Annotated in this window: 15 protein-coding genes and 1 tRNA gene; 10 read left to right on the forward strand and 6 right to left on the reverse strand. The window is 35.4% G+C overall.

Annotation, left to right across the window (positions count from 1 at the left end):
• Positions 1–117 precede the first annotated feature (117 nt).
• Positions 118–1,317 (forward strand): MFS transporter, encoded by a 1,200-nt coding sequence (locus tag A9G23_RS08125; RefSeq protein WP_065587133.1) that lies wholly within the window; start codon positions 118–120, stop codon positions 1,315–1,317.
• 1,056 nt (positions 1,318–2,373) lie between these two features.
• Here the strand turns inward: A9G23_RS08125 and A9G23_RS08130 are convergent.
• Positions 2,374–3,132 (reverse strand): M48 family metalloprotease, encoded by a 759-nt coding sequence (locus A9G23_RS08130; protein ID WP_065587134.1) that lies wholly within the window; start codon positions 3,130–3,132, stop codon positions 2,374–2,376.
• A gap of 151 nt (positions 3,133–3,283) precedes the next feature.
• Here A9G23_RS08130 and queA point away from each other — a divergent pair, with 151 nt between their 5' ends.
• Positions 3,284–4,324: a tRNA preQ1(34) S-adenosylmethionine ribosyltransferase-isomerase QueA gene (queA, locus tag A9G23_RS08135; RefSeq protein WP_065587135.1), complete on the forward strand. Its 1,041-nt coding sequence runs from the start codon at positions 3,284–3,286 to the stop codon at positions 4,322–4,324.
• Between the two features lie 80 nt (positions 4,325–4,404).
• Here queA and A9G23_RS08140 read toward each other — a convergent pair whose 3' ends face one another.
• Positions 4,405–5,049: a M48 family metalloprotease gene (locus A9G23_RS08140; protein WP_065587136.1), complete on the reverse strand. Its 645-nt coding sequence runs from the start codon at positions 5,047–5,049 to the stop codon at positions 4,405–4,407.
• 174 nt (positions 5,050–5,223) lie between these two features.
• Here A9G23_RS08140 and tgt point away from each other — a divergent pair, with 174 nt between their 5' ends.
• Together tgt and A9G23_RS08150 are read left to right on the forward strand one after the other, a co-directional pair.
• Positions 5,224–6,360: a tRNA guanosine(34) transglycosylase Tgt gene (gene tgt / locus A9G23_RS08145; protein ID WP_065587137.1), complete on the forward strand. Its 1,137-nt coding sequence runs from the start codon at positions 5,224–5,226 to the stop codon at positions 6,358–6,360.
• A gap of 73 nt (positions 6,361–6,433) precedes the next feature.
• Positions 6,434–6,510 (forward strand) — tRNA-Pro (locus A9G23_RS08150).
• A 176-nt stretch (positions 6,511–6,686) separates the two neighbouring features.
• On the opposite strand, the gene A9G23_RS08155 is transcribed toward A9G23_RS08150, so the two are convergent.
• Positions 6,687–7,715, reverse strand: coding sequence for a LacI family DNA-binding transcriptional regulator (locus A9G23_RS08155; protein ID WP_065587138.1), 1,029 nt, complete (start codon positions 7,713–7,715; stop codon positions 6,687–6,689).
• A gap of 291 nt (positions 7,716–8,006) precedes the next feature.
• Between A9G23_RS08155 and A9G23_RS08160 the strand changes: the two genes are divergently transcribed.
• The 4 genes from A9G23_RS08160 to rimL all read left to right on the forward strand — a co-directional run bounded on the left by A9G23_RS08160 (position 8,007) and on the right by rimL (position 10,895).
• Entirely contained in the window at positions 8,007–8,450 is a 444-nt protein-coding gene (locus A9G23_RS08160) for a PTS sugar transporter subunit IIA (protein ID WP_065587139.1), read from the forward strand.
• A gap of 32 nt (positions 8,451–8,482) precedes the next feature.
• Complete coding sequence (locus A9G23_RS08165; protein WP_065587140.1) at positions 8,483–8,755, forward strand: PTS sugar transporter subunit IIB; 273 nt, start codon at positions 8,483–8,485, stop codon at positions 8,753–8,755.
• 20 nt (positions 8,756–8,775) lie between these two features.
• Positions 8,776–10,137 (forward strand): PTS ascorbate transporter subunit IIC, encoded by a 1,362-nt coding sequence (locus tag A9G23_RS08170; protein WP_065587141.1) that lies wholly within the window; start codon positions 8,776–8,778, stop codon positions 10,135–10,137.
• Between the two features lie 206 nt (positions 10,138–10,343).
• Positions 10,344–10,895: a 50S ribosomal protein L7/L12-serine acetyltransferase gene (gene rimL, locus A9G23_RS08180; RefSeq protein ID WP_065587143.1), complete on the forward strand. Its 552-nt coding sequence runs from the start codon at positions 10,344–10,346 to the stop codon at positions 10,893–10,895.
• Positions 10,896–10,969: 74 nt separating this feature from the next.
• Here rimL and proS read toward each other — a convergent pair whose 3' ends face one another.
• Complete coding sequence (gene proS / locus A9G23_RS08185) at positions 10,970–12,691, reverse strand: proline--tRNA ligase (protein WP_065587144.1); 1,722 nt, start codon at positions 12,689–12,691, stop codon at positions 10,970–10,972.
• A 449-nt stretch (positions 12,692–13,140) separates the two neighbouring features.
• Here proS and A9G23_RS08190 point away from each other — a divergent pair, with 449 nt between their 5' ends.
• Both A9G23_RS08190 and A9G23_RS08195 read left to right on the forward strand, forming a co-directional pair.
• Positions 13,141–14,445, forward strand: a complete 1,305-nt coding sequence (locus A9G23_RS08190; RefSeq protein ID WP_304363184.1) for an aromatic amino acid transport family protein — start codon at positions 13,141–13,143, stop codon at positions 14,443–14,445.
• Between the two features lie 312 nt (positions 14,446–14,757).
• Positions 14,758–16,125, forward strand: a complete 1,368-nt coding sequence (locus A9G23_RS08195) for an L-serine ammonia-lyase (protein WP_065587145.1) — start codon at positions 14,758–14,760, stop codon at positions 16,123–16,125.
• Between the two features lie 62 nt (positions 16,126–16,187).
• Here A9G23_RS08195 and A9G23_RS08200 read toward each other — a convergent pair whose 3' ends face one another.
• Complete coding sequence (locus A9G23_RS08200) at positions 16,188–16,547, reverse strand: helix-turn-helix domain-containing protein (protein WP_065587146.1); 360 nt, start codon at positions 16,545–16,547, stop codon at positions 16,188–16,190.
• A gap of 75 nt (positions 16,548–16,622) precedes the next feature.
• A complete protein-coding gene (gene mpl / locus A9G23_RS08205) occupies positions 16,623–18,008 on the reverse strand; it encodes a UDP-N-acetylmuramate:L-alanyl-gamma-D-glutamyl-meso-diaminopimelate ligase (protein WP_065587147.1) in 1,386 nt (461 codons plus the stop codon).
• Positions 18,009–18,103: the final 95 nt, after the last annotated feature.

Here is an 18,103-nt window from a genome sequence, read left to right on the forward strand (position 1 = left end):
AGGAATAAAGAAGATAAAAGCCAAGTAACAAATCTAGACTTACTCTTTCCGCTTAATATTGATACATATATATTGAATAGAGCTAAAGTTTTATGTTTTACATATGGAGTATGACAAATGGAAAATCGAAAGGTCAATTCTTATGGAATTGTTGGATCTATTTATGCAAACTACATTATTCAAAGTATTGCGCTAATTGTGATTATGCAATTTTCTCAAGCGCTTTCAAAGCAACTAAATACTGATATAGTTGGGCTTGGTTATGTTGCATCAGGTATAGGAATTGGCAAAATATTTTTAATGTTCGTTGGTGGGGTGCTATCAGATAAATTTGGTAGAAAGTTATTTATTTATCTAGGTATGATCTGTTACTCTATCTTTTTTGTAGGAATGACCTTTTGTACTAATATTCACGTGGCTTTTTGTTTAGCGATTGCTGTGGGTGCTGGGAACTCTTTTTTAGATACAGGCTCAATGCCCGCATTAACTGAATGTTTTCCGCGTTCAGCGGGATCTGCTAGTGTACTTATTAAAGCATTCATTTCTATCGGAACACTCATTCTTCCATTTATTGTTACCTTCTTTGACACCAATCAAATATGGTATGGTTGGGCGTTGCTCGGATTCACCGCTTACTTAGCGATTAATAGCTTATTGCTATTAACTAAACAATTCCCCCATAAAGATACTGCAATAAAAGGATGTCGAGGGGAAGAAAATTATTTTAAAGCAAAACCTAAATTTGAAGTTGAAGGCATTTTATTGATTCTTATGGGGTTTACAACGACAGCAACATTCGTCATTATTTTGCAATGGTTACCGACTATTGCTATTAATGGTGTTAATATGAATGATCTTGATGGCAAACAACTGATTAGCTATTATAGTACTGCATCAATTATCTCTGTATTTGTTACGGCCTTTGTTGTTAAACATGTATTAAAACCTATCTTTTGTATCATTATTTTGCCTACCTTATCAGCGTTGGTACTAATCGTTTTTTATTTTAATATTTCACCTGCAATGTGTGTTATTGCTGCAATAGGAATGGGGTTTACTGCAGCAGGAGGCGTACTTCAATTAACTTTGGTTGTGATGCAACAACTGTTCCCAACACGTAAAGGGCTTGCTGTAGGTTGTATGTACACTTTTAGTGGACTATCGTTTGTTGTCATTCCGCTTATAGTGCCAAAATTAGCAATTCTCAATGTAAGTTATGCTATTTTAATAGACTTTTTTATTGCAGTCTCAAGTGTGGTATTTGGGTCAATTGTTTTTTATCGTTTTAAAAAGGTGATTGATTTAACAAAAATATAATTTTACCTATATGGTTATATTGTTGATGTTTTGATTTATTATAGGAAGTAATATTAGCTATAGGTGCATTAAAGTGCTATCAAAAATTTTAATTTATAAAAAATATAAAAAAACTTAACATTAAAATAAATTTATAAAATGATTTATTGACCAGTTATATTTACTAATATTGAGAAAACCCACATCATGAATACCATAAAAAACAGAAAAAATTTCGTTTGAAGCACGCGTTTTTCTAATTCATTGGTTTTGAATTTATTTGCAAGCAAGTGGCTCTACTTTATTGTTATAAATAATAGTCACTCAGCAGAAGAATCTTTAAGACTCTCCAAAATTATGTTGTTAGGTTATCTTTTTGGTATTTTCACTTGAATAACAACTGTTATAAAAATATTCAGGTTAATCCGGTTGAACGCTGGTTTCTTGTTATAGGATTAACAAAAAGTAATGGATGACTCCACGTTAAGTTAAAATCGCTGCCGTTAGTTTAATGACAACCAAATTTATGAACAGACTGATGTTAATATTATAGAGCAATCGATTGCCTAACAGCTGATATTGGTTGAGTACTATGTACTGACTGCATCCATTTCAAAGTAAACCCTAATAAGGGAAAAGCCTTAATGAGCAATGTATTGTTGAACCCAATCAATAGATAAAAGTCTTAAATAGAGCCATTAAGGCAAAAAACTGGACAGAAGGAAAAAGCAACATTAATACCAAGGACGGAAGTTAAAGATAAAAACATCAAAGTGAATGTAACCGGCCCAGTGGCTTTGAGGACAGCTATCGTCATATTTGGGAATGGATGATAAAGAAAAGAGCGAGGATATTTGCTGAGTAAGCATATTTGCGGTGGAGTACAGAGGTCATGCCAGAGAAAGGAAACGATAAAGTTATTTTTATTACCTTTTTAGATTATTACTTAGTTACGCTCTATGGCATCCAAATTAAAAACTTATTCTTTTGCTAAAGATAAAACTCGAATTATATCTAGTTTTGTCAATAATTTGAAGGGCCATTAATGGCCTTTCAAATTTATAACAATTACAGCATTTATTTTTTCATTTCTGCAATTTTTTTACGAATATTAGCAGCACGATCTGATGAGGAAGGATGGCTACTTAAGATTGAAGCATCACCACCACCTAATTTATCAAACGCTGAAGCAAGACCTGATGGATCGATATTTCTTTTTACTAGAAAATCAAAAGAGTAGTTATCTGCTTCTTTTTCTTGACTTTGGGAAAATTGAGCATTAATAACCGAGGTAGCTAAAGCGCCTAGTGAAGATTTAGATAATTTAGCTACAGCCGCATTACCTGATATAGCAACAGTATCATGTGCTACTTCGGTTGCATAAGCAACTTGCATAGCTTTCTTACTATGGCCTAAAGCAACGTGACCTAATTCGTGACCTAAAACACCTGCAATTTCATTGTCAGTCATCATGTCCATTAAACCACTATAAACACGAACACAACCATTAGCCATAGCCCAAGCATTAACTTCTTTTGTAATGTATACTTTATAGTTAATTGGCGTACCGTTTAAATTGTTACCAAGTGATTTAGCGACTTTATTTAATCGTTTAGTATAAGGGCTTTTTTCTGAAGCTATTTTTGATTCAGCATCCATTTCCGCACAAGCTTGTTTAGCTACTTCCTTTACATCATTATCACTGAGAGTAGCAGCTTTCAAACCTTTCATGCCAAGACTAGTTAGATCATCTACACTCAGATTTTTACAACCAACTAGTGACATTGCAGCAACTAAAGGTAGTGCAACTAACAATGTTTTTTGATGTGTTTTCATACTTTTTTCCTTATATTAACATAATTCATTTTTCTCACTTTCGTTAGTTCGAAGAATTTTAACGTAACTTTAATAATAATCAATGAATAATTACTTGATTAGGCATTATGGGGGCTTTAGACTAATGCCTCATTTTTTGAGGACCCTAATTATGCAACTATCCGATTTTGATTTTTATCTTCCAAAAGAACTGATTGCCAAACATCCTTCAAAAACCAGAAGTGAATGTCGACTTTTATCACTTGATAGTCATACAGGTAAAGTTGAAGATAATATATTTACTGATATTATCGATAAAATAAATCCGGGTGATTTACTTATTTTTAACAATACAAAGGTTATTCCTGCTCGCGTGTATGGAAAAAAAGCTTCAGGAGGAAAAATCGAAATATTAATTGAAAGGATATTAGATAGTAACCGAGCGCTTGCGCATATTAAGGCATCGAAATCACCCAAAGTAGGCGCTGAACTGATATTAGGAGAAGATGCGTCAACTCATGTTACGATGCTAGCACGCCACGATACTCTATTTGAATTGCAGTTTCCCGATGATGTACTGAGCATTTTAAATAAAATTGGCCATATTCCATTACCGCCTTATATCGATCGTCCAGATGATGAACAAGATCGTGAAGTTTATCAAACTGTCTATAGTAAAGTGCCCGGAGCAGTCGCAGCCCCCACTGCCGGTCTTCATTTCGATAAACCTTTATTAGAAAGACTAAAACAAAAAGGAGTTGAAATGGCATTTGTGACTTTACACGTTGGAGCAGGAACTTTTCAGCCAGTTAGAGTCGAAAATATCCAAGCGCATATTATGCATTCAGAATATGCAGAAGTACCTGAGTCCGTTGTGAATGCTATATTAGCATGTAAAGCAAGAAACAATAAAGTTATCGCTGTGGGGACAACATCTGTTCGTGCTTTAGAAAGCGCCGCACAAAGAACAGGTAAAATCACACCTTTTTTTGCCGATACCCAAATTTTTATTTATCCAGGCTACCAGTTTAAGGTCATCGACTCCCTCATCACCAATTTTCATCTGCCTGAATCAACGTTGATTATGCTTGTTTCTGCATTTGCTGGTTACGAAAATACCATGAATGCTTATCAACATGCAGTTAAAGAAAACTATCGATTTTTTAGTTACGGTGATGCTATGTTTATCACTGATCTGAATAATCAATCTTAATAAAATATTAAATAGATAGCCAATCTGATTTGAACTAACCTCAAATCAGATTGGCTATTTTCAATTAACTATCCAGATATTTATTTACCGTTTATCCTATTAATAATATTCGTTATGCGTTTTTTGCTTGAAGGGTGAGATGTTGGATTATTTGTTGAATGAATAGGCACTTTTACTAGCATTTCAACTAAACTCATCGGATCAATATTTTTACTCTCTAATAAATCAAATGCATAATTATCAGCTTCGATTTCATATTGTTGAGCAACTTCTTCTTTAGCAATAATAACAAGTTCTTCAATGTTATCAGTAAATTCAATATAAGGGGCTTGTAGAAATAAACTAACTGCATGTTTGAGTGCTATATGCGCCTGTTCGTGAGCAAGCACTGCTTGTAACTCATTATCATTTAACAATTTTATTAAGCCACTGTTGACACGTATGCAACCATTAGCGGTAGACCATGCATTAGGCTCGGTATTAATATAGACTTTATAATTTATCTCAATATTATTCGCTTTTGTGGGTAAGGTGTTAGCAATTTTATTTAGCCTTTGGTTTAATGCATGATCGTCAGCAGGAATCACTGCTCGCTTATCTATTTCAATGCAAGCAAGTTCACTAATGGCGAATATATCATTTTCAGATAGCGATTTAAGCCGTTCGGAGGTAATGACTTTTGGATAAGTCTTATCTTGGATCTGACAGCCAGTGATTAAAAACATCAACAAACACAACAAGAATAAAATAATACGTTTCAAACTATTCAAAGCCTCTTCAAATATTGTTTATTCCAGTCAGGCGCGATAAACTAGGCCCTGCAAATTAATGATACGGCTACGTATTATAACAATAATTCGCTCCAAACTGTTTATTTGGTCGCAAGAGGTTAATAAGAAATGAAGTTTGAATTAGATAATACCGACGGATTAGCTCGTCGAGGACGTATGAAGTTCGATCGTCGCGGGGTCGAATATACTGTTGAAACACCTGCATTTATGCCTGTCGGTACTTATGGCACTGTAAAAGGTATGACACCTGAGGAGGTTGCCGCAACCGGCGCTCAAATCTTACTTGGTAATACATTCCATTTATGGTTAAGACCAGGCCAAGAAATTATGAGGAAACATGGTGATTTACATGATTTCATGCAGTGGCATGGCCCAATTCTAACCGATTCGGGTGGGTTTCAAGTTTTCAGCCTTGGAGATATTCGTAAGATTAAAGAAGAAGGCGTCTATTTTCGTAATCCGATTAATGGCGATTCGATTTTCTTATCACCTGAAATATCAATGGAAATTCAATACGACTTAGGTTCAGATATTGTCATGATTTTTGATGAATGTGCGCCCTTTCCTGCTGAGTGGGATTATGTCAAAAAATCAATGGAGATGTCATTGCGCTGGGCAAAACGAAGTCGCCAGCGATTTGATGAATTAGGCAACAAAAATGCGCTATTTGGTATTGTGCAAGGTGGTATACATCAGGAGTTACGTGATATCTCGATTAAAGGGTTAACCGAAATTGGCTTTGATGGCTATGCTGTTGGGGGATTAGCGGTTGGCGAGCCTAAAGCAGATATGCACCGAATTTTAGAAGGTACTTGTCCACAATTACCTGCCGATAAGCCTCGTTACCTAATGGGAGTGGGTAAGCCTGAAGATTTAGTTGAAGGTGTACGCCGAGGGATTGATATGTTTGATTGTGTGATGCCGACGCGAAATGCGCGTAATGGGCACTTATTTGTCACAGAGGGGGTGATTAAAATCCGTAATGCGAAATATAAAGACGACACCACACCGCTTGATCCGCATTGTGATTGTTATACCTGTAAACATTACACAAAGTCTTATCTTCATCACTTAGATAAATGTGGGGAGATTTTAGGTGCACGTTTAAATACCATCCACAATTTACGTTATTATCAACGCTTAATGGCAGAAATTCGTGAAGCGGTTGCCAACAAACGTTACGAAGATTTTGTTGTCGAATTTTATCAACGCATTGGCAAAACGCCTGCACCTTTATCAAAATAAATACATAACAAGCATAATTTTTTGTAGTAAGTATTGACACTTTTTAGTTAGCGCAGTATTATGCGCTTCCTAACGGCGAGTAGCGCAGCTTGGTAGCGCAACTGGTTTGGGACCAGTGGGTCGGAGGTTCGAATCCTCTCTCGCCGACCAATTTCATAAAAAAGCCTACTCATTTGAGTAGGCTTTTTTATTTACCCCTGTTTTGGCTGAATTTAAATGGATGATGCTTTGTACAAAGCTAGCTAATACTGTTTTTGCAATACAATCAAAGCAGCGATACTTATCAAGTCAGCACACTTCATTTTATTATTTCAGACTAACAAAAACTATAAACTAGCTCTTGATTGAATCATTGGCACTAATACTGATAAGTCTGATTGGTAATTAGTTTCATTTCTTAACTGATTTAACAATAAATTAGCTATATATTTGCCAATTTGCTTAGACGGCTGCGCAACGGTTGTTAATGGTGGAAAACTGACTTTGCTAAACTCGCTATCGCCAAACCCACTTACCGCTAATTGATATGGAACACCAATATGCCGCCGTTGACACTCATAAAGCACACCACATGCTAATTCATCAGTCGTACAAATTAAGGCATCGATCTCAGGCCAGTTCAAAAGTACATCCGGTAGTAATTTACTTCCTGTGCTAAAATTAGCAGGCTTTGCAGCATGCATAATCCTATGCGTAGATAAATGGTGATTTAGCATTGCTTTATGCCAGCCATGTAACCGTTGTTGAAAAAGGTAGTATTGCTGGTTAGCACAAAGCAAACCAATAGATCGATAACCTTTTTTGATCACATGTTCAGTCAACATATACATTGCTAAACTATCATCCAATCCCACATTCAGATTGGTTAATTCATCATATTGCTTGCCAATACTCATAACTTGAACGGTTTTATTTCGAGCTACTTGTCGAATAAAATCATCACTTTCAACATAAAAAAGGAGTATTGCTTCAAGATTATGGCTATATAGTGTATTTAATAATTGTGATTCACATTTAAGGTAGTGGTAAGATTCAATGATTAATATGGTATATCCTTCTTGTGCCAAGCTTGCTTGTAACACATTAAGTAATATTTGAGTGGCGTGATCATAGATCTTTGTCGTTATAATTGCGATGACCTGATTAGCCGATGCGGATGCTAATAAGCTAGCTGCAACATTTGGTTTATAGCCTAACGTATCAATGGCAATTTGAATCTTTTTACGAAGTTTATCAGAGACAAGCTCTGGGCTACGCAAAGCACGAGATACCGTCATAGAGCCAACACCCGCAAATTTAGCCACATCAAATAAAGTAACCTGTCCTGTACTTCTGCGTTTTTTTATATCCTGCATCTTTCACTCCAATTGCATGTCAATGATAGCCAATTAACAGTGGATGTATCATAACCTCATAAAAGGTTATGGATCTGTCTTTTAAATCACAATCTTTTAAATCATATTATTCGGCAAAAGTAGACGTTTCTGATTAATTTATTGAAAATGATAACTACATCACATAATGGCTGAAAATTTCATCAACTTTGATAGCGCTATCACATTTCTTATTTTTTTTTATTTCTATTATTACGCGGTGTGTTAATTTCCTAATAAGCTCTCAATGAGATCAAATTTAGCGGAGGAAAAATGTTAGCAAAATGGTTAACTAGCCAAACGGTCAATATTGTTGATTCAATCGAGGATTGGCAAACAGCGATACAACTTTGTGCAAAACCGTTATTACAAAATAACGCTATTTCACCCGATTATATTCAAGCCATTTTCAAATTACATGAATCAATTGGCCCTTATTATGTCTTGGCTCCTGGCATTGCGATGCCACATGCAAGACCAGAACAGGGCGTAAACCAATTGGGTCTATCAATGCTATTGGTCAAAGACGGCGTCAAATTTAATTCAGAAGAAAATGATCCTGTTTATTTAATTACTTTATTAGCAGCAAGTGATAGTACTAGCCATATTGAAATATTAACTCAATTGGCAACACTATTTGGTACACAAAATGATATCCAGACAATTTTTAATGCGCAAACCCCTGCTCAAATATTGTCTGTTATCAACCATTATTAAATTTAATTAAACTCAATAAAAGGATAAACAAAATGAAAATTATGGCTGTTTGTGGTTCGGGTCTTGGTAGTAGCTTTATGGTTGAAATGAACATCAAAAAAGTTCTTAAAAAATTAAACATTGATGCAGAGGTCACACATGCCGATCTTGCTTCAGCAACACCAGATCAAGCTGATGTATTTGTCATGACAAAAGATTTAGCTGCCAGTTCAGGTATTCCTGACAATAAATTAGTTGTACTAAACAATATTATTGATATCAATGATTTAGAATCAAAACTTGTTGAACATTTTGCTAAGTACTAATCAACCTATGAGGTGTTGCCATGATTCAAGAAATCGTAAAATTTATTGTAGATATTTTAAAAGTACCTGCGATATTAGTCGGTTTAATTGCGTTGGTTGGACTCATTGCCCAACATAAATCATTTGCTGATACCGTAAAAGGCACAGTTAAAACAATTTTAGGTTTTTTGGTATTAAGTGGTGGTGCAAGTGTACTGATTAGTGCAATTACCCCACTCGGCATAATGTTTGAACAAGCTTTTAAATTACAAGGTATCATTCCTAATAATGAAGCCATTGTTTCTATGGCATTAAATGAATTCGGTGCAGCAACAGCATTAATTATGGCATTGGGTATGATCGCCAATATTGTGGTCGCACGGTTTACACGCTTAAAATTTATTTTTTTGACAGGGCATCATACGTTTTATATGGCTTGTATGATTAGTATTATTTTAACCGTAGCAGGTTTTCAAGGCTGGCAACTCGTGTTCACAGGTTCATTAGTTCTGGGATTAATTATGGCATTTTTCCCTGCGTTAGCACAACCACATATGCGTAAGATTACCGGTAATGATGATGTTGCATTTGGACATTTTGGTACTTTAGGTTATGTGTTAGCAGGGTGGCTTGGACAAGCTGTGGGTAAAAACTCTCGTTCAACCGAAGAGATGAATTTACCTAAAAACTTAAGCTTTTTGCGAGATAGCTCAATTTCAATCTCATTAACAATGATGATTATCTATCTCATTTTAGCAATATCTGCTGGTGCAAGCTATGTCGAAACCAATCTCAGTAAAGGTGATAATTATTTAGTTTATGCAATTATAGAAGCAATAACTTTTGCTGCTGGGGTATTTATTATTCTTCAAGGTGTACGATTAATTCTAGCTGAAATTGTACCTGCCTTTACAGGTTTTTCGGAAAAATTAGTCCCTAATGCCAAACCGGCTCTTGATTGCCCTGTAGTATTCCCATATGCACCTAATGCAGTACTCATTGGTTTTTTATTTAGCTTCCTTGGTGGTTTAGTCGGATTATTTGTTCTAGGGCAATTAGACTTAGTCCTCATATTGCCGGGTGTTGTTCCCCATTTCTTTTGTGGCGCTACTGCTGGTGTATTTGGCAATGCAACGGGAGGACGTTGTGGGGCAATGCTAGGGGCGTTTGCGAATGGTTTATTAGTCACATTTTTGCCTGTTATGCTATTACCAGTATTAGGATCACTAGGTTTTGCTAATACGACTTTCTCGGATGTCGATTTTTGTGGTATTGGAATTATTCTTGGTAATATGGCTAAATGGTTTAACAAAGATATGATAATGGGTATTTTTATGGCTATTTTTGCCATATTAGTTATTTATAATTATGTAGCTAAACCTAAAGTGGATGCAAAAAATTAAGCATACTTACTATAGCCTCTAATCATATTAGGGGCTTTATCCAAGCGATTAATATCGAAAAATTAAAAATTGTGGCAACGAAAATAACCCGATCATAAGCAAAATGCCATTCTTGTTTTATATTTACCAACAAAAATTTTACATTTACAACCACTATATCCAACCATAAGATTAAACATTTAGGCATAAAAAAGAAAGAAATAAACATGAACAATACCAAACAAGCGAGTATTTATGTTAATAAACATATTTCTCTACAACCACCAGCAAAAGAGCTCGCTGCTGAGTTGTATCGTGTTATAGATTTTAACCGAGATTATTTTAGCCAATTTATGGCATGGCCTAAGTTTGTGATTCACCCAAAAGATACCGCTGATTTCTTAGATTCTTGTTTAGCAAAACATCAGAATAATCAGTCAAAAAATTATGTCATTATGTTGAATAATCATGCTGTAGGGATGCTTTCTTTTAATCAAATCGATCAAAATAATAAAACAGCCTACCTTGGTTATTGGTTAGATAGCCGAGTTCAAGGACAAGGGGTCATGTCACAAGCCATTAATGCTCTAACAAAATATTATGCGACAAAGCGAATCATTAAACGCTTCGTTATTAAATGCTCTGTTGAAAATAGGCAAAGCAATGAAGTGGCCAAGCGATGTGGTTTTAGCTATGAAGGTACACTTAAGCAAGCTGAGTATTTAAATGATACTTTTTACGATCAACACATTTATAGTTTAATTTCGACTTATCTTTAAAAACATTATCTTTGCAAATAACAACAACCGTATTAATACGGTTGTTGTTATTTCGATTTTAATAATCGAGTTTATTATGCCTTATGACAACAATTTTTGATAAATTCAATAATATTATCTGTTTTTACCATTTCTTTGTCACCGCCAGCACGGGATTTATATTCAACTTCGCCATTTTCAAGATTGCGCTCACCAATGACAATCGTATGAGGAATACCAATAAGTTCAGCATCAGCAAACATCACACCCGGTCGCTCTTTACGGTCGTCAAAGAGTACCTCAATGCCAGCAGCTTGTAGATCAGCGTAAAGTTTTTCAGCTGTTTCTTGGACTTTTTCTGATTTGTGCATATTCATTGGAATAATCACGACACTAAACGGCGCAATGGCTTCTGGCCAAACAATACCACGTTCATCATGGCATTGTTCAATAGCCGCTGCTACAATTCGACTAACACCAATCCCATAACACCCCATGATCATGACATGATTTTGCCCATCTTCACCTTGCACTGTGGCTTTCATTGCTTGTGAATATTTTGTACCAAGTTGGAAGATATGCCCAACTTCAATCCCTCGTTTGATTTGTAATGTCCCTTTGCCATCAGGGCTAATATCACCCTCAACCACATTGCGAATATCTTCAATGCGAGGTAAAGCAGTGTCACGTTCCCAATTGATATTAAAATAGTGTTTATGATCGATATTGGCACCAGCACTAAAATCGCTCATCACAGCCACGTCACGGTCAATAATAATTGGCATATTTAAGTTAATTGGACCTAATGATCCCGGTCCTGCCTCAACTAACGCGCGAATTTCTTCTTCAGTTGCAAACTCCAGTGGCGAGGCAACAATATCAATTTTTTCAGCTTTTATCTCATTTAAAGTATGATCGCCTCGAACTAATAAAGCGACTAATTGGTGACCGCTTTCTTTGGTGGCTTTAACCATTAAAGTTTTTACAGTTTTTTCGATCGGCAAATTGAACTGTTCGACTAATTCGTCAATGGTTTTGGCATTTGGGGTATCGACCAGTTCCATGGCTTTAGTTGGCTCTGCTCGTTTTTGCATTGGTGCTTGTGCTTGTGCCATTTCGATATTAGCCGCATAGTCCGATTCTGTTGAAAAGACAATGTCGTCTTCACCACTGTCAGCTAATACTTGGAACTCATGTGACCAGTTACCACCAATCGATCCTGTGTCAGCGCGCACTGCTCTAAAGTTTAAACCTGCGCGTGTAAACACAGCGCTATAGGCTTTATACATATCATCATAAGTTTCTTGCAATGATTCTTGTGTGGTATGGAAAGAATAGGCATCTTTCATTATAAATTCACGCGAACGCATCACACCAAAGCGAGGGCGCACTTCATCACGAAATTTAGTTTGAATTTGATAAACATTAAGTGGTAATTGTTTGTACGAACTTACTTCATTACGGAGTAAGTCAGTAATCACTTCTTCATGGGTTGGGCCCAACACAAAATCACGATCACCACGGTCTTTAATCCGTAATAGTTCTGGACCATATTGTTCCCAACGCCCACTTTCTTGCCAAATATCAGCAGGTTGTACGACCGGCATTAATACTTCTATTGCTCCTGCTTTGTTCATCTCTTCACGAACAATATTTTCTACTTTTTTAAGGACTCGGTAACCAGTGGGAAGCCAAGTATATAAACCCGCAGCCACTTTACGGATCATGCCGGCACGTAACATTAATTGATGGCTAATGACTTCTGCATCAGCGGGGGTTTCTTTTAACGTTGAAAGAAGATATTTACTGGTTCGCATAAATTTATCCCGAAAATAATTTATTTATAAATATAATAAAAATGTGAGCTAGTTTAGCAGTACCAAGCACAACACTAAAGTAATTTTATCGCTATTTTAAATATAAAATTAAAGTTAAAACACTAAGGCAACATTAAGAAAAAGTTTTTTAGGTTATGGGGCAACCGTAAATCATTTTTGGAATATAAATGTCGATTTTTTTGTATTAATCCCTAATTACTTTTATTTAACCCTAAGTTAATTGGCGTTAGAACGGTAACTTATTTTATCTATTTTTGAATCAAAATTGATACTTTAGTTATTTTGAATTCGTTAAGTATCAAAGTGGATATTTTTTATCATGTTGATTATATTTATTTTGTTTGTTGTTTGTGTGATAAGGATCACTTTGTAATAGTCGTTAAATTGATATTATAGATACAGTATTTTAGATTAAGGAGTAGTACAAGATGAATAAGTTAATGACTAACGAAAATGTAACGAATTCAATGAGTGAATCAAAATTACCTAAATGGTGTAAAAGTGATACATTATGGATGCTTAGCCTTTATGGTACTGCGATTGGCGCTGGAGTGCTTTTTCTACCGATTAATGCGGGCATTGGTGGATTAATTCCATTATTGGTAATGTTGGTTCTTGCTTTTCCAATGACATTTTTTGCCCACCAAGCTTTGTGCCGTTTTGTATTATCAGGCAAAAGTCGTGAAGGAGATATTACCGTTGTGGTTGAAGAAGCTTTTGGACGCACTGCAGGAAACTGGATAACGGGACTTTATTTTTTTGCAATTTACCCAATATTATTAGTCTATAGTGTTGGCATTACCAACACGGTAGATAGCTTTATGGTTCATCAACTGGGAATGGAATCACTACCACGAGCTTTACTTTCATTTTTTTTAGTTGCATTTTTAATGTTAATTGTTCACTTTGGAGAGGAACTTATTGTTAAAGTCATGTCAATATTGGTCTTCCCATTCATCGTCATCTTAATGATTTTAGCTTTATTTTTAATACCTGAATGGAATGGAGAAATTTTTGCTAATTTATCTTTTAACAGTAGTGGTAGCGAGGGTGGACAAAGTATTTTAATGACTCTTTGGTTAGTTATTCCTGTTATGGTGTTTGCCTTTAACCATTCACCAATTATTTCATCTTTAGCGGTAGCTAAACGTAAAGAATATAGTGAAGTTTATGTAGAACCAAAGTGTACTAAAATTATTGCTGCAAGTAATATAATGATGGTTGTGACTGTCATGTTTTTTGTTTTTAGTTGTGCTCTTTGTTTATCGCCAGCAGAACTTTTAGAAGCAAAAGCTCAAAATATTTCGACGTTATCATATTTGGCTAATCGATTTAATTCACCCGTCATTGAGTACATTGGTCCGCCAATTGCTTTTATTGCAATGGCTAAATCGTTTTTAGGGCACTATCTAGGCGGTAAAGAAGGTTTTAATGGTATCGTTAGTAAAGTATTACGCAGTCGTAATAGAACCATTTCAGAAAAGAAGCTTGATAAACTTGCTATTGTATTTATGTTTGTAACGGCATGGGGAGTTGCAACTCTGAACCCAAGTATTTTAGGGCTGATTGAATCACTTGGTGGTCCAATTTTAGCTATACTGTTGTTCTTGATGCCAATTTATGCAATTCATAAGTTACCAGTATTGGCAAAATATCGAGGAAAACCAAGTAATGTGTTTATTGTTATTATGGGATTTGTTGCAATTTCAGCTGCTATCTATAATTTATTATAAACTTTAGCTAATTGATAATTACTGTATTGTTTATTTTATAGATACAATCCGTCGAAATCTGTTGAGGGATAAAATAGTCTATCGGATAAGATAACTTACCTGTAAAATAAACTATAAATAAAGCAAGTGCTAACAATTAATGGGTATTAATAACTTAATTTTATAATCTAAAAAGTGAAGTTTAAATATCACTATGATAAGTGATGAGTTGTATTGTTACGCTGTTTGCCAATTAACTAGCACAATTAAGTTTAAAAAGATATAACTAGGCCAGCACGATTAATTTATGTTTGGCATCAACAAGGAAAAAATATGAGTTCGGTATTTGAAATATTTAAAATCGGTATTGGCCCTTCAAGTTCACATACAGTAGGGCCAATGAGAGCAGGGAAGGCATTCATAGATCAACTAATTAATAATGATATGATGTCATCAGTAACAAAAATTGTAGCTGATGTTTATGGTTCTTTGTCATTAACAGGTAAAGGTCATCAAACAGATATTGCTATTATCATGGGCTTAGCGGGTGAAAAACCTGATACTGTTAATATTGATAATATTCCTATTTTTATCGAAAAATTAAGCCAAACTCAACGTTTACCTATTTATAATAAACGTTATGAAATCGACTTTCCTATGGATAGTTGTATGGTGTTTCATTCTAAATTTTTGCCATTACATGAAAACGGCATGACGTTGAGTGCCTATAAAGGTGATACATTACACTTTCAAAAAACTTATTATTCCGTTGGAGGTGGTCAGATTGTTGAAGAGGAGCAATTTGGTCTGCAAAAACAAGATACTATAACACTTCCTTATCCATTTTCTTCTGCTGCACAACTATTAAAACATTGTGAAGATAATTCATTGTCTATTTCTAGTATTATGATGAAAAACGAGTTGCAATTACACTCTTATGAAGAAATTGAAGAGTATTTTTCTCGCGTTGGACAGATTGTTTTGGAATGTATCAAACGTGGAATGAATACTGAAGGATTATTACCGGGGCCACTTAAAGTTCCTCGTCGTGCATTTTCATTATATCGTCAATTATCTAACGCCAAAGATAAGATTATTAGTGATCCAATGGTAATTATTGATTGGGTAAATATGTTTGCGCTTGCAGTTAGTGAAGAAAATGCAGCAGGTGGAAGAGTGGTTACTGCGCCAACAAATGGTGCATGTGGAATTATACCTGCGGTGCTGGCTTATTATGATAAATTTATTAATCCGGTTACGCCTGATATTTATATCCGATTTTTCCTAACTTGTGGCGCAATAGGGCAACTTTATCAAATAAATGCTTCTATTTCTGGTGCCGAGGTCGGATGTCAAGGGGAAGTTGGTGTTGCTTGTTCTATGGCAGCTGCAGGACTTACTGAACTTTTAGGTGGTAATCCTGAGCAAGTTTGTATGGCAGCAGAAATAGCAATGGAGCATAATTTAGGATTGACTTGCGATCCGGTTGCAGGTCAAGTGCAAGTACCTTGTATTGAGCGCAATGCCATTGCTGCAGTAAAATCGATAAATGCGACGAGAATGGCTTTAAGACGAATTACTGCGGCAAAAGTATCTTTAGATAAAGTTATTAAAACTATGTATGAAACGGGAAAAGATATGAATGCAAAATATCGAGAAACATCACGTGGTGGGCTGGCAATTACGGTTCATTGTAATTAAGTTGGCATTAATTGCAGTAACAAATTTGCCGATTGAAAAAACGGCGAAACATTAAATACAATTTAATGTTTCCAGCACATGGTGTTAACTTTAGAACGCAAGAAATCATTCTCTGTTAGCACATTTATTTGTTCATTTTTTGCAGCCCGTTGTTTTCTTTTTCGTTTGGGCTGTTCTGCTGAGGTAATATGGATAACTTCATTATAGGCAAGTAAATTATTAAGCTGATCAAGTTCACCTAGTCCACGAAGAACAGAAATTAATGTTTGTAATGTAATAGATTCGCCGTGCTCAATACGTTTTATTGTTGCAATACCAATTTTGGATTTTTTAGCAAGCTCTTGCTGAGATAAGTTTTTCGCAATTCTTGCTATTTTTATTCTACGGCATAACATAGCAATCATTTCGGTAGATTCATTCATGAAATATCCTTCTTGTATGATATGCCACACCACACGATGTGGCATGTTGCATATTGCTATTAAGCTGTTATTAGATTAGTGGTTATTTTCTTGATTTTTGATTTGTTGTTTTTTTAAGCTTTCTAAAATCTTTTTATGGATTCCATTAAAATCACCATTACTCATAATTAAAATTGCATCTGTTGGTCGAGTTGATTTTGTGATCATTTCAACAAGTAAATCAATATCGCCGGTCCAGTAAGCTGGCTGAATACAAGCTTCAACCACATCGGCTACTAACCAAGACAGATGTTCAGGTTGGAAGATGAAGATCTCGTCAGCACGCCCAAGTACTGGTGCTAGCTCATCTTTAGAAATCCCTAATTTCATCGTGTTTGAGCGGGGTTCAAGTACCGCCAAAATGCGACGATTAGCTCCGATTTTACTACGTAATGCTTCTAATGTTGCTAAAATTGCAGTTGGGTGATGGGCAAAGTCGTCATAGATTTCGATATTATTAATTTCACCGTAAAGTTCTAACCGTCTTTTGGCATTAACAAACGAACCTAATGCTAAACAAGCATCCACAGGATCAATCCCCACATTGTGGGCTGCTGCGATTGCCATTAATGCATTATGCATATTATGTTCTCCCACTAATGAATATTTTACTTCGCCTATTTTTTTATTGTTATAGTACACAGCAAAATGGCTTGCATCGTTATTTATACGTTGTGCTAACCAACCAACTTTTGATTCAGTAAATGTTTGTTTGCTCCAGCAGCCTTTAGCTAATACTTGTTTTAAATTTACATCTTCTTGTGGTGCAATAATCAGCCCTTTGCCGGGCACTAAACGAACTAGATGGTGGAACTGTTTTTGAATTGAATTAAGATCATCAAAAATATCTGCATGGTCAAATTCTAAATTGTTCATGATAAGTGTTTTAGGGCAGTAGTGCATGAATTTTGAACGTTTATCAAAGAACGAGCAATCATATTCATCCGCTTCAATAACAAAATAGTGACCTTCCCCTAATCTTGCTGATACATCAAAATTACCTGGTACGCCACCAATAACAAAACCTTGTTTATAATCTTGTTTTTCTAAAATCCAATTGACCATACCTGCGGTTGTTGTTTTACCATGAGTTCCTGCAACAGCAATGACCCAACGATCGCATAATACATTATCATGTAACCATTGAGGGGCTGAAATATAAGGAATGTCATTGTCTAATATATATTCAACGCAAGGGTTACCTCTTGATAGAGCATTGCCTATGATGACTAAATCAGGTGAAGATGATAATTGTGATGGATCATATCCTTCAATGATATCAATATGTTCTTTTTGTAAAAGTGTACTCATTGGTGGATAAATGTTTTTATCTGAACCTGTTACTTTATGTCCTAGAGAACGGGCTATTAATGCAATTCCAGCCATAAATGTGCCACAAATTCCAAGAATATGAATATTCATTTTGAATCCTCAACGTTGTATAAATTCTATATCGATGATGTAGGGTAATCATTGTTGATTTGACCGGCAATCAGATGTAAATTCAGCGTGATTTT

The sequence above is a fragment of the Gilliamella sp. App4-10 genome (assembly GCF_001690495.1).
GTDB classification, from domain to species: Bacteria; Pseudomonadota; Gammaproteobacteria; order Enterobacterales; family Orbaceae; genus Gilliamella; species Gilliamella apicola_G.

What these genes read in the sequence shown, in the direction of transcription:
- A9G23_RS08200 (WP_065587146.1), bottom strand. Translation starts at nt 16,547, where the DNA reads ATGAATGAATCTACCGAAATGATTGCTATGTTATGCCGTAGAATAAAA.
- A9G23_RS08195 (WP_065587145.1), top strand. Translation starts at nt 14,758, where the DNA reads ATGAGTTCGGTATTTGAAATATTTAAAATCGGTATTGGCCCTTCAAGT.
- A9G23_RS08140 (WP_065587136.1), bottom strand. Translation starts at nt 5,049, where the DNA reads ATGTTTTTAATCACTGGCTGTCAGATCCAAGATAAGACTTATCCAAAA.
- A9G23_RS08190 (WP_304363184.1), top strand. Translation starts at nt 13,141, where the DNA reads ATGAATAAGTTAATGACTAACGAAAATGTAACGAATTCAATGAGTGAA.
- tgt (WP_065587137.1), top strand. Translation starts at nt 5,224, where the DNA reads ATGAAGTTTGAATTAGATAATACCGACGGATTAGCTCGTCGAGGACGT.
- queA (WP_065587135.1), top strand. Translation starts at nt 3,284, where the DNA reads ATGCAACTATCCGATTTTGATTTTTATCTTCCAAAAGAACTGATTGCC.
- mpl (WP_065587147.1), bottom strand. Translation starts at nt 18,008, where the DNA reads ATGAATATTCATATTCTTGGAATTTGTGGCACATTTATGGCTGGAATT.
- rimL (WP_065587143.1), top strand. Translation starts at nt 10,344, where the DNA reads ATGAACAATACCAAACAAGCGAGTATTTATGTTAATAAACATATTTCT.
- A9G23_RS08160 (WP_065587139.1), top strand. Translation starts at nt 8,007, where the DNA reads ATGTTAGCAAAATGGTTAACTAGCCAAACGGTCAATATTGTTGATTCA.
- A9G23_RS08125 (WP_065587133.1), top strand. Translation starts at nt 118, where the DNA reads ATGGAAAATCGAAAGGTCAATTCTTATGGAATTGTTGGATCTATTTAT.
- A9G23_RS08130 (WP_065587134.1), bottom strand. Translation starts at nt 3,132, where the DNA reads ATGAAAACACATCAAAAAACATTGTTAGTTGCACTACCTTTAGTTGCT.
- proS (WP_065587144.1), bottom strand. Translation starts at nt 12,691, where the DNA reads ATGCGAACCAGTAAATATCTTCTTTCAACGTTAAAAGAAACCCCCGCT.
- A9G23_RS08170 (WP_065587141.1), top strand. Translation starts at nt 8,776, where the DNA reads ATGATTCAAGAAATCGTAAAATTTATTGTAGATATTTTAAAAGTACCT.
- A9G23_RS08155 (WP_065587138.1), bottom strand. Translation starts at nt 7,715, where the DNA reads ATGCAGGATATAAAAAAACGCAGAAGTACAGGACAGGTTACTTTATTT.
- A9G23_RS08165 (WP_065587140.1), top strand. Translation starts at nt 8,483, where the DNA reads ATGAAAATTATGGCTGTTTGTGGTTCGGGTCTTGGTAGTAGCTTTATG.